Genomic DNA, 12,590 nt, shown 5'->3' on the forward strand with positions numbered 1-12,590 from the left:
CCCCGCTTATCACGGGGTCGTTTAGCCAGCGTAGCCCGCCACCCGCCGGCGTCGCAGTCCGGCTGCGAACGACCGGTCCGGTGCATCCGGCACCGACTCCGCCTGAATTTGAACTGAATCGGGCCAGAATCCGCCAGATTCCGCGTTACCCCATCCACACCATGCTCGAAAAATACGTTCCCTCCGACGTCGAATCCGCCGCGCAAGGCGAATGGCGCGACAGCGACGCTTACCGGACGGCCGAAAAGGCCGACAAGCCCAAGTTCTATTGCGTCTCGATGCTGCCGTATCCGTCGGGCAAACTGCACATGGGCCACGTGCGGAACTACACGATCAACGACGTGATGTACCGCTATCTGCGCATGAACGGCTACAACACGCTCATGCCGATGGGCTGGGACGCGTTCGGCATGCCCGCCGAGAACGCCGCGATGGCCAACGGCGTGCCGCCCGCGCAGTGGACGTACAGCAACATCGAGTACATGAAGGGCCAGATGCAGTCGATGGGCCTCGCGATTGACTGGTCGCGCGAAATCGCCACCTGCAAGCCCGACTACTACAAGTGGAACCAGTGGTTCTTCCTGAAGATGCTCGAGAAGGGCATCGCCTACAAGAAGACCGGCACGGTGAACTGGGATCCGGTCGATCAGACCGTGCTCGCCAACGAGCAGGTGATCGACGGCCGCGGCTGGCGCTCGGGCGCGCTGGTGGAAAAGCGCGAAATCCCGATGTACTACCTGCGCATCACGCAGTACGCCGATGAGCTGCTGAACGACCTCGACGGCCTCGGCTGGCCCGAGCGCGTCAAGATCATGCAGCAGAACTGGATCGGCAAGAGCTTCGGCGTGAACTTCGGTTTCCCGTACGAACTCGACGGCGAGAAGACGCTGCTGCGCGTGTTCACCACGCGCGCCGACACGATCATGGGCGTGACGTTCTGCGCGATCGCCGCCGAGCACCCGCTCGCCACGCGCATCGCCCAGGACAAGCCGGAACTGCTGCCTTTCATCGACGAATGCAAGCGCGGCGGCGTCGCCGAAGCCGACATGGCCACGATGGAAAAGAAGGGCGTGGACACGGGCTTCACGGTCACGCATCCGGTCACGGGCGAGCAGGTGCCGGTGTGGATCGGCAACTACGTGCTGATGAGCTATGGCGAAGGCGCGGTAATGGGCGTGCCGGGCCACGACGAGCGCGACTTCGCGTTCGCGAAGAAATACGACCTGCCGATCAAGCAGGTGATCGCGGCGGAAGGCGAGACGTACTCGCTCGACGGCTGGCAGGAGTGGTACGGCGACAAGGATCGTGCCGTCACCGTGAACAGCGGCAAGTACGATGGCCTGAATTACGCGGCGGCGGTCGACGCCGTGGCGGCGGACCTGAAGGCGCACGGTTACGGCGACAAGCAGGTCACGTGGCGTCTGCGCGACTGGGGCATCTCGCGCCAGCGCTACTGGGGCACGCCGATCCCGATCATCCACTGCCCGAGCTGCGGCGACGTGCCGGTGCCCGAGCAGGACCTCCCGGTCGTGCTGCCGGAAGACCTCGTGCCGGACGGCACGGGCAACCCGCTCGCGAAGTCGGAAGCGTTCCTGAACTGCAAGTGCCCGAGCTGTGGCGCCGACGCAAAGCGCGAAACCGACACGATGGACACCTTCGTCGACTCGTCGTGGTACTTCTACCGCTACGCGGCGCCGGACGCAGTGAACATGGTCGACGAGCGCACCGACTACTGGATGCCGATGGACCAGTACATCGGCGGCATCGAGCACGCGATTCTTCACCTGCTGTACTCGCGTTTCTGGGCCAAGGTCTCGCGCGATCTCGGCCTCGTGAAGTTCGGCGAACCGGCGAAGAACCTGCTCACGCAGGGCATGGTGCTCAACGAAACGTTCTATCGCGAAGACGCGTCGGGCAAGAAGACCTGGTATAACCCGGCCGACGTCACGGTCACGCACGACGACAAGGGCCGTCCGACCGGCGCGACGCTCAACGGCGACGGTCAGGCCGTCGTGCTGGGCGGCATCGAGAAGATGTCGAAGTCGAAGAACAACGGCGTCGATCCGCAGGTGCTGATCGACCAGTACGGCGCCGACACCGCGCGTCTCTTCACGATGTTCGCCGCGCCGCCCGAGCAGCAGCTCGAATGGTCGGGCGCGGGCGTGGAAGGCGCGAGCCGTTTCCTGCGCCGCGTCTGGTCGTTCGGCTATACGAACGCGGAAGCGATCCGCTCGCGTGCGACGTTCGACGCCGCCGCGCTCACGGACGCCGAAAAGGCGCTGCGCCGCGAAGTCTATGGCGTGCTCAAGCAGGCCGACTTCGACTATCAGCGTCTGCAATACAACACGGTCGTGTCGGCGGCGATGAAGATGCTCAACGCCATCGACGGTGCGAAGACCGCCGGCGCGGGCGTGCAGCGCGAGACGTTCAGCGTGCTGCTGCGCGTGCTCTATCCGGTCGTGCCGCACCTCACGTTCGAACTGTGGAAGCTGCTCGGTTACGCCGACGAATACGGCACGCTGCTCGACGCGCCCTGGCCGAAGGTCGACGAACAGGCGCTTGAACAGGCCGAGATCGAACTCGTGCTCCAGGTGAACGGCAAGGTGCGTGGCGCCGTGACCGTCGCCAAGGATGCGCCGAAGGACGCGATCGAAGCGGCAGCGCTCGCTCACGAGATGTTCGTCAAGTTCGCGGAAGGCCGCGCACCGAAGAAGATCATCGTCGTGCCGGGCCGTCTCGTGAACGTCGTCGTCTGACGTGCCTCCCAGGCCGGCGCGCGCGTGCCAACGCACCGCGCGCCGGCAGAACTGAATCTGTCGCGAACCCAGGAGTCCACGTGATTCGCAGATCGTTCCTGTTAGTGGCGAGCAGCGCCCTGATGCTCTCGGCGTGCGGTTTTCAGCTGCGCGGCGAGCAGAACTACGCGTTCAAGCGCCTTGCCATCGTCGGCGCGCCCCCGCCCGTGGCGGCGCGCCTCACGCGCATGATCGAAGGCGGCAGCGATTCGGTCGTGGTCGATTCCACGGCCAACGCCGACGCCGTGCTGCGCGTGGGCGAATCGCGCGGCTTCAGCACGCTGACGCTGAGCTCGCTCGGCGCTGTCGAGGAATACCAGGTCAACTATTCGCTCAACTACGCGCTGATGGCGCCGGACGGTTCGCCGCTGATCCGCCCGAGCACGATCGCGCTGAACCGCGCGATGACCTATAGCGACCAGTATTCGACCGCGAAGGTGACCGAGTCCGAACTGCTGTTCGCGGATATGCAGAACGACGCGGTCGATCAGCTTACGCGCCGCCTCGCGGTGCTCAAGACGCTGCATCCGACGCCTGATCAGGTCGTGCCGGGCGTTGCGCCGCGCGCGCCGCTGCCGCCGCCGCCGCTCTGATCGCTCAGTCGGTCGCCGGGTCGATTCCTGCACGGATCGGCCCGCGCTGACGCTGTTTTTGTTCTCCTACCAAAGCGCTCTTCATGCAACTGCGACTGGACGCACTCGAGCCGCACCTCGCCAAGGGGATGGCCGGCCTGTACGTCGTCTTCGGCGACGAGCACCTGCTCGCCCAGGAGGCGTGCGACCGCATCCGGGCGAGCGCGCGCGCCGCGGGCTTTACCGACCGCTCGGTGTTCACGGTCGAGCGCGGTTTCGACTGGAGCGCGCTGCTCGGCGCGAGCCAGTCGATGTCGCTGTTCGGCGATCGCCAACTGGTCGAGTTGCGCATTCCGACCGGCAAGCCCGGCAAGGAAGGCGCGGATGCGCTGAAGACGCTCGCGAAGTCGGGCAATCCCGATGTGCTGACGCTTGTCACGCTGCCGCGTCTCGATGCGGCCACGCAGAAGTCCGCGTGGTTCACGGCGCTCGCCGAAGGCGGAGTGGCGATCAAGATCGATCCGGTCGAGCGCGCCGCGCTGCCGAACTGGATCGGCCAGCGTCTGGGCATGCAGGGCCAGCGCGTCGCGCCCGGCGAAGATGGCCGCCGTTCGCTGCAGTTCGTCGCGGAGCGCGTCGAAGGCAACCTGTTGGCGGCGCATCAGGAAATCCAGAAGCTCGGGCTGCTCTATCCGCAAGGCGTCCTGAGCTTCGAGCAGATTCACGACGCCGTGCTCAACGTGGCGCGCTACGACGTCTTCAAGCTCAACGAAGCGATGCTGACCGGCGACGCGGGCCGTCTTGCGCGCATGCTCGACGGGTTGCAGGGCGAGGGTGAAGCCTCGGTGCTGGTGCTGTGGGCCGTCGTCGAGGAAATCCGCACGTTGCTGCGCATCAAGCGCGGTGTGGGCGCGGGCAAGCCGCTCGCCATGCTGCTGCGTGAAAACCGCGTCTGGGGACCGCGCGAGCGCCTGATCGGGCCGGCGCTTTCGCGCCTTTCCGAAGCGACGCTGGAGCGCGGTCTCGCGCTCGCGGCGCGGCTCGACCGGCAGGTCAAGGGCCTCTCGGGGCAGGCGCGCGGCGACTGGCGCAATGCGCTGCCGCCCGATGCATGGGATGGCCTGTTCGAACTCGCGATGATGGTGGCCGCGCCGCGCGACACCGCGCCGCCGCCGCGTACCGGCGCGCGCAGCGAGGGCGATGCACGCCGCGCCGCGCCAGCGAACCCGGCCGCCGCGGCTGCTGCTGCCGCCGCCGCCCGACCGCGCACCGCAGGGCCGGGGCGCCGGACCAGCTAGCGCGTTACGCGCGGCGTCCTCGCTCCCGCACCTGCATCCGTTCCGGCGCGATCGCGGCTTGATCACGGCGCCTGGCTGAACCTCGCTGAACGTCGCTGAATCCCGCCGCGCCCAGCAAAGCTGGCCCGTTCCCTTTAAAATTGACCTGATCTGAACCGCGCACCCCGCCGCCTTGCTGCATTCGCGCCGGACGCGCCGCATCACGAAGACATCATGGATATCGACCAGTACATGACCGACCTCGGCCGCCGCGCACGCAAGGCATCGCGCGCGATGGCGCGTGCCTCGACGGCCGCGAAGAACGCCGCGCTCGAAGCGGTGGCCCAGGCCATCGAGCGCGACGTGCAGCAACTGAAGGACGCCAACGCTCGCGACCTCGCGCGCGCGAAGGAGAAGGGCCACGACGCGGCTTTCATCGACCGCCTCACGCTCTCCGACAAAGCGATCGGCACGATGGTCGAAGGGCTGCGCCAGGTCGCGGCGCTGTCCGACCCGATCGGCGAGATCAGCAACATGAAGTTCCGCCCGAGCGGCATCCAGGTCGGCCAGATGCGCGTGCCGCTCGGCGTGATCGGCATCATCTACGAATCGCGCCCGAACGTGACCATCGACGCCGCGGCGCTGTGCCTGAAATCGGGCAACGCCACGATCCTGCGCGGCGGCTCCGAAGCGCTCGAATGCAATACGGCGCTCGCGAAGCTGATCGGCGAAGGGCTGGCGGCGGCGGGTCTGCCGCAAGACGCGGTGCAAGTCGTGGAAACGGCTGACCGCGCGGCGGTGGGCAAGCTCATCACCATGACGGAGTTCGTCGACGTGATCGTGCCGCGCGGCGGCAAGAGCCTGATCGAACGCCTGATCGCCGAAGCGCGCGTGCCGATGATCAAGCACCTCGACGGCATCTGCCACGTCTACGTGGACGACCGCGCCGATCTCGCGAAGGCGCTCACCGTGTGCGACAACGCGAAGACGCATCGCTACGGCACCTGCAATACGATGGAAACGCTGCTGGTCGCACGCGGCATCGCGCACGACGTGCTGCCGCCGCTGGGCCGTCTCTATCGCGACAAGGACGTCGAGCTGCGCGTGGACGCCGCAGCGCGTGCGATCCTCGCGGACGCCAACATCGGCCCGCTCGTGGACGCGACGGAAGAAGACTGGCGCACCGAGTACCTCGCGCCGGTGCTGGCGATCAAGATCGTGGACAACCTCGATCAGGCCGTCGATCACATCAACCTGTACGGCTCGCATCACACCGACGCCATCGTCACCGAAGACCACGACCGCGCGATGCGCTTCCTGCGCGAAGTGGATTCGGCAAGCGTGATGGTGAACGCCTCGACGCGTTTCGCCGACGGCTTCGAGTTCGGTCTGGGCGCGGAAATCGGCATCTCGAACGACAAGCTGCACGCGCGCGGCCCGGTCGGCCTCGAAGGGCTGACGTCGATGAAATACGTGGTGCTCGGCCACGGCGAAGGCCGCCAGTAGAGCGCGGCGCATCCCCAAAAACAACAAGGATTACCGATGCTTTGGGTCAAGACGTTTCATATCGTGCTGATCGCCTCGTGGTTCGCCGGTTTGTTCTATCTGCCGCGAATCTTCGTCAATCTCGCGATGGAAACGGAGCCCGCCGCCATCAACCGTCTGCTGATCATGGCGCGCAAGCTGTACCGCTTCATGACGCTGATCGCCGTGCCCGCACTGCTGTGCGGGCTGTGGCTGTGGCTCGTGGTGGGCATCGGGCGCGGCCAGGGCTGGATCCACGCGAAGGTGGGCGTGGTGGTGCTGCTGATCGTCTATCACGCGTATTGCGGCCGCCTGCTCAAGACCTTCGAGCGCGGCGAGAACACGCGATCGGACAAGTGGTATCGCATGTTCAACGAGCTGCCGGTGCTGGGCATGCTGGCGGCCGTGGCGCTTGCTGTGATCAAGCCGTTCTGATTTCCCTTCCTCACGTTTTTCCCGCGACGGGCAGCCTCAGATGCTGCCCGTTTCTTTTCTGCGCATGCGCGACGCGGCCACGCGCCAGCCATCCGCGCGCTTCACGAACACGTCGGTGAAGCGGTATTCGACCGCCTTGTAGCCTGACGCGGGCGTATAGCGGTTGATGCCTGTCGCGACGGCAATATCGCCGAGCACCTGCACGCGCACGTCCCTAAGCACCTGCGAGCCGCCTTGCGGCTGCGCGGCGGCGGCCAGCAGTTCGCGCTTGCTGCGGCGCACGTCGCCGGGAAATACTTCGAAGAACTTATCGTCGAGCAGGTCGTTGAGTACCGGGCGGTCGCCCGTCGATGCGGCTTGCGTCCACTGGTATTCGAGCATCTGAACCTGAAGCGTTTCGGAAAGGGGATTGCTCGTGGGCGCGGCGGCGCTCGCGAGGGCGGCAACCGACAGCGTGAGCGCGCTGGCGGCGACGAGAATCTGCATGCGTTTCATGACGTTTCCTGACGTGAGACCGCGAACCGGCGTGGCTCGCGCGAACGGGGAAACGTTGGGAGATGCGGGGGACTGACCAGCGTGAAGGCGCGTGCCGTTTGCACGTGAATCGCGGGATCGTGACTGCCTGAGTGGCATCGCGAGGCGTTGACCTCGTTCAGCGTTTCCTCTCAAAACCAGTCTATTTATCTGACAGATTTAGCGGAATAGGACAAATCTCAAAAGCGGACGACCGTGTCTGGCGTGCCGTTGCATCGTGTGATGACGGGTCGATATTGAGGATGTCAAAAAGCGTTGCACGGTAGTCAGCAAGTATTTTGCCCATTTTTTTTCAGTGCTGAAACTGGGAGTTGGCGATTGCGGAGCGATATTTTCTTTCGGCTGTTATCCGATTAATAAGAAAATTCTCGGGGATGCCTTTTGCGGTGAATAAGTAAATATTCAGCAGGTTATTTTTTGCCAAAATCTTTGCTACTCGGTGTTTAAGAATTTTCGTATGTTCTGCTTAGTGACTGCTTAATACAGTCGCCAGTGTCATCGCCAGCCAAGGCGTTCCCGTGATCGATGCATGTGATTCGGGTTTCAAGGCTCGGCGAATTCGACGAGAACCGCTGACATTTCAAGTCAGTGCTTTCTTTGCATGGAAAGCAGCGTCGCCAGATTACTTCGTGAATCTGGTCGTGATCTCTGCTGTTTGCGTGCAAGGAGTATTCCGCTAGCTATTCCGTCACGAATCAGGGCACGAAATGAACAAGACATACAGATCAATCTGGAACGAGACCACGGGGACGTGGGTCGCGGTGCAAGAGGACGCGGCGGCGCGCGGCAAGCGTTCCTCGAAGGCTGTGATTGCAGGCGCGAGCGGGATCGTCGGCGTTCTCAATGTCATTGGCGTGATGGGCGGCGCGGCGCTGGCCACGTCCGCGCACGCAGACACCGTCGCCGACAATTCCGCCGCGCGCGTTGTTGCCGTCGGCACCGACTCCGTCGCCTCGCTCGACAACGCGGCGGTCGCTTACGGCACGGGTTCGTATGCGGACAGCGGCCTGGGGCTGCTGCCGGGTGTGGCGGTGGGCAGCCAGGCCGACGGCATGCAAGGCGCCTTTGCGGTGAACCTCGGGCAGGTGGCGCCGGTCGTCGGCGCTGCGCCGGTGGCCAGCGGCAGCGGTGGTGTTCAGATGTTGGCCATGAATAGCGCGCCGTTGCTTGGCGCTTCGCTGGCCTCCTCGGGCATCGACACAGGTGATCTGAACACGACCTTCAAGACGGCCGCGTGGTACACGCAAGTCAAGGGCATCGCCAATGCATCGGGCTCGGTGGGTCCGTCCGACATGGCGCGCGTGATCGGGCTGGGCAGTATCGCCATGGGTTCGAACACGCAATCGGACGGTAACGCCAGCATGGCGCTGGGCACCCAGGCGTACTCGAAGGCGAATGATTCGGTCGCGCTGGGTGCGGGCTCGGTCTCGACTCAGGCGAACACCGTGTCGGTCGGCAGTGACGGCACGGCAACGCATGTCGTCTACAACGCGGACGGCGTCGCAAGCACGGTGCAGAGCGTGCAGAATGAGCGGCGCATCGTCAACATGGCTGCGGGCCAGGGCGATACCGACGCCGTGAACGTCGCGCAGCTCAAGGGCATAACGGATGCGCTGGGCGGTGGCGCGACGGTGAATGGCGATGGCTCGGTTACGCCGCCGTCCTACACGGCGGGCGGCACGACCTTCCATAACGTCGGCGACACCCTCACGAACATCGACGCGCGTACCACGCAAAACACGACCAATATCACCAGACTGCAAGGTCAGATGACGAATGCGTTCGTGGCCTACGACGACACCACGAAGCGCGCAGTCACGCTGGGTGGCAAGGGCAGCAGCGCTGCGGTGGTAATCCACAACGTTGCCAACGGCGCGCAGGACGCCGATGCGATCAACGTGGCGCAGTTGAAGGCAGCTGGCCTGGGTTTCGATACGTCGGGCAATGTGACGAATGCGTTTGTCGCCTACGACGACAATACGAAGAACTCGGTCACGCTGGGCGGTAAGAGCGCCGGTGCGCCGGTGGCCCTGCATAACGTGGCGCCGGGCACCGTGAACGCAGCCAGTTTCGACGCCGTGAATGGTTCGCAGCTCTATGGTCTGGCGGCGTCCACGGCCTCTGCGCTGGGCGGTCAGGCGGCAGTCAATCCGAACGGCACGATCACGTCGCCCAGCTACCAGATTGGCAGTAGCTCATACAGCAACGTGGGTTCTGCGCTCGATGCAGTCGCAGAGCTTGCGCGGGGCGGTTCGGCCGATGCGGTGATCTACGACTCGGGGGCTCACAACAAGGTCACGCTGGGTGGCAAGAACGCGTCTGCACCGGTGACATTGACGAACCTCGCCAACGCGACCGACGACAGCGATGCCATCAACATGGCGCAACTCAAGGCCGCAGGCCTGAACTTCGACACGTCGGGCAACGTGACGAATGCATTCGTCGCGTATGACGACAACACAAAGAGCTCGGTTTCGCTTGGCGGCAAGGGCAGCAGTTTGCCGGTAGCGCTGCACAACGTGGCGTCGGGCACCGTGAACGCAGCCAGCTTCGACGCCGTGAACGGTTCGCAGCTCTATGGCCTGGCGGCACTCACAGCCGCTGCATTGGGGGGCAAGACGACGGTCGATCCGAATGGCTCGATTACCGCGCCGAGCTATCAGATCGGCGAAAACTCTTTCAGCAACGTGGGGTCGGCGCTGGACGCGGTGGCAGCACTTGCGCGGGGCGGTTCGGTCGACTCGGTGATGTACGACTCCGCGTCGCACGACAAGGTGACGCTGGGCGGCCAGAGCGCGTCCGCGCCGGTAAAACTGACGAACCTCGCTAACGCGACCGACGACAGCGATGCCATCAACATGGCGCAACTGAAGGCCGCGGGGCTGAACTTCGACACTTCGGGCAACGTGGTCAATGGCTTTGTTGCTTACGACGACACCACCAAGAAGTCGGTCACGTTCGGTGGCGCGGGCGCGAGCACGCCGGTCGTGTTGCACAACGTTGCGAACGGCTCGCTGGACAACGATGCAATCAACGTGGCGCAGTTGAAGGCCGCAGGTCTGAGCTTTGACACGTCGGGCAATGTGACGAATGCGTTCGTCGCGTATGACAACGGCTCGAAGAGTTCGGTGACGCTCGGCGGCGCGGGTGCGACCACGCCGGTCGCACTGCACAACGTCGCGAACGCCACACTGGCCAACGATGCGGTGAACCTCGCGCAGCTTCAGGCGATGGGTGCGGTCGTCGATACGTCGGGCAACGTGACGAATGCGTTCGTGGCCTACGATGATGCGTCGAAGTCCTCTATCTCGCTCGGTGGAGTGGGTTCGACCAAGTTGGTCAAGATCCACAACGTTGAGAAGGGTACGGTTGCAGCCAATAGCTCCGACGCAGTGAACGGTGCACAGCTCTATACGCTCGCATCGAGTGTGGCCGACGGGTTGGGCGGCGGCTCGACGGTCGACGGCGAAGGCAAGGTCACGGCGCCGACCTACAACATTGGCGGCAATACCTACAACAACGTCGGCGGAGCTCTGACCAACATCGATGCCCGCGTGACGACGCTGGAAACTACCGTTGTCGGCAAGGTGGAAAATGCGGTGCAGTACGACAGCGCCGCGCACGACAAGGTCACGCTCGGCGGCACCGACGCCTCTGCGGCCGTGAAGCTGACGAATCTCGCCGACGGCGACATCTCGTCGGCCTCGAGCACCGACGCGGTCACGGGTGGCCAGTTGTATGCCACGAACGAGAACGTCGCGGCACTGACCCAGGCTGTCCAGAACATCGGCGATACGAGTTCGCCGTATGTTGCGGTCAATTCGACGAGCGGTCCGGCTTCGGCGTCGGGCAGTAACACGATTGCCATGGGCGGCGGTGCGAACGCATCGGGTGCGAGCTCGACGGCGATCGGCGACAAGGCGTCGGCCACGGGAGAGAACTCGGTCGCGCTGGGTGCGAATTCGGTGGCGGATCAGGCGAACACGGTGTCCGTCGGTTCGGCGGGCAACGAGCGCCGCATCACGAACGTCGCCGATGGCGTAGCGGGCACGGACGCTGTGAACATGCGCCAGTTCCAGTCGGGCATGACGGAGATGCAGCGCAACGCCTACGGCGGTATCGCGGCGGCCACGGCGCTGACGATGATTCCGGACGTCGACCAGGGCAAGACCATTGCGGTGGGCATCGGTACCGCCAACTACAAGGGCTACCAGGCCACGGCGCTCGGCGTGTCGGCGCGCATTACGCAGAACGTCAAGGTCAAGATGGGCGCGGGTTACAGCGCGGGCGGCGACACCACGTGGGGCGGCGGTATGTCCTACCAGTGGTAAGCGCCTGACGGCGAGCGCGGAGGCGGGGCAGCCAGCCCGCTTCTGATCGCGCCGGATTCGGCCGGGGCGTGCGGCAGCGCACCGCTCAGCATGCCCGGCTATAAGGCAAAGCGGACTCCCTTGGGAGTCCGCTTTTTTTTGCTCGATGTTCGCCGCTGCAGCGCGGGGCGTCGAGCGTTCAACCGTTGGCGTCGAGTCTGCGACGATCGATGATGTCTTTCGCGCCGGCGAGCTTTTCCGCGAGCTCCGGGCCGCGCTGGAGCGCAACGCCCACCGCCAGGATGTCGCCGATCGCGAGGTGCGAAGTGCGCGAGGTCATCGGCGAAAAAACATCGGTGTCTTCGTCCACGTTTGCGTGCAAGCCCACACTCGCGAGGCGGGCAAGCGGCGAGGTACCGTGCGTGATCGCGATGACCTTCGCGCCGCGATCGAGCGCGGTGCGGGCGGCGTCCACCACGTCGCGCGTGCGTCCCGTATTCGAAATGGCCACGACCACGTCGCCGGGACCGAGCAAGGCCGCCGACATCAGGAACGTGTGCGGGTCCGAGTAAGCGACGCTCGGCATGCCGAGGCGGAAGAACTTGTGCTGCATGTCCTGCGCCGCGATGCCCGAACCGCCCGCGCCGTAGAACTCGATGCGCGCCGCTTTCGCGAGCAGATCGATCGCGGCGCCGAGTGCGTCGGTGGAGAGGTTGTTGCGCACCTGGAGCAGCGCGCCGATCGTGCGTTCGAGCACCTTCGCCGCGACGCCTGGCACCGGCTCGTCGGGACTCACATCACGGTAAACGGCCGGCAGGGCGCTCGGCAGATCGCCAGCCACGGCCTGCGCGAGCCGGATCTTGAACTCGCGGAACCCCGAGAAGCCGAGCGCGTGACAAAAACGCGCGATCGTCGGCTGGCTCACGCCGGCGCGCTGGGCAACTTCGGTCATCGAAAGATCGAGCAGCTCGCGGGGCGCGTCGACGATGTAATCGGCGAGCTTGCGCTCCGATGGACGCAATTGCTCGCGGATGGCCTTCACCTGGGACAGCAGCATTGGGAAACTCGCACTATGCTGAAAGATCCGTGGACTATAGCGGATCATGGGTCATGTACAAAAACTACAGAATCCTGACCGATGGT

The 12,590-nt window shown here is 64.7% G+C and carries 8 protein-coding genes; 6 read left to right on the forward strand and 2 right to left on the reverse strand.

Features of this window, described 5'->3' with window-relative positions:
* Window positions 1-161: 161 nt before the first annotated feature.
* The 5 genes from leuS to G5S35_RS01900 all read left to right on the forward strand — a co-directional run bounded on the left by leuS (window position 162) and on the right by G5S35_RS01900 (window position 6,603).
* A complete protein-coding gene (gene leuS / locus G5S35_RS01880) occupies window positions 162-2,756 on the forward strand; it encodes a leucine--tRNA ligase (RefSeq protein WP_074981527.1) in 2,595 nt (864 codons plus the stop codon).
* Window positions 2,757-2,836: 80 nt separating this feature from the next.
* Entirely contained in the window at window positions 2,837-3,388 is a 552-nt protein-coding gene (locus G5S35_RS01885) for an LPS-assembly lipoprotein LptE (RefSeq protein ID WP_183038514.1), read from the forward strand.
* 83 nt (window positions 3,389-3,471) lie between these two features.
* The gene (gene holA, locus G5S35_RS01890) at window positions 3,472-4,665 is read left to right on the forward strand and encodes a DNA polymerase III subunit delta (protein ID WP_074981530.1); all 1,194 of its coding nucleotides are present in this window, start codon (window positions 3,472-3,474) and stop codon (window positions 4,663-4,665) included.
* 213 nt (window positions 4,666-4,878) lie between these two features.
* Window positions 4,879-6,150 carry a glutamate-5-semialdehyde dehydrogenase gene (locus G5S35_RS01895; protein ID WP_065065150.1) on the forward strand — a complete coding sequence of 424 codons (1,272 nt, stop codon included), beginning with the start codon at window positions 4,879-4,881 and terminating at the stop codon, window positions 6,148-6,150.
* A 36-nt stretch (window positions 6,151-6,186) separates the two neighbouring features.
* Entirely contained in the window at window positions 6,187-6,603 is a 417-nt protein-coding gene (locus G5S35_RS01900) for a CopD family protein (RefSeq protein ID WP_074981532.1), read from the forward strand.
* Window positions 6,604-6,639: 36 nt separating this feature from the next.
* Here the strand turns inward: G5S35_RS01900 and G5S35_RS01905 are convergent, their stop codons facing one another.
* Complete coding sequence (locus tag G5S35_RS01905; RefSeq protein ID WP_065065148.1) at window positions 6,640-7,098, reverse strand: nuclear transport factor 2 family protein; 459 nt, start codon at window positions 7,096-7,098, stop codon at window positions 6,640-6,642.
* A 746-nt stretch (window positions 7,099-7,844) separates the two neighbouring features.
* On the opposite strand from G5S35_RS01905, the gene G5S35_RS01910 reads away from it, so the two are divergent.
* Complete coding sequence (locus tag G5S35_RS01910) at window positions 7,845-11,468, forward strand: YadA-like family protein (protein WP_183038515.1); 3,624 nt, start codon at window positions 7,845-7,847, stop codon at window positions 11,466-11,468.
* Between the two features lie 178 nt (window positions 11,469-11,646).
* On the opposite strand, the gene G5S35_RS01915 is transcribed toward G5S35_RS01910, so the two are convergent.
* Window positions 11,647-12,504, reverse strand: a complete 858-nt coding sequence (locus tag G5S35_RS01915) for a MurR/RpiR family transcriptional regulator (protein WP_065065146.1) — start codon at window positions 12,502-12,504, stop codon at window positions 11,647-11,649.
* Window positions 12,505-12,590 lie beyond the last annotated feature (86 nt).

Source organism: Paraburkholderia tropica (assembly GCF_014171495.1).
Lineage (GTDB): Bacteria > Pseudomonadota > Gammaproteobacteria > Burkholderiales > Burkholderiaceae > Paraburkholderia > Paraburkholderia tropica.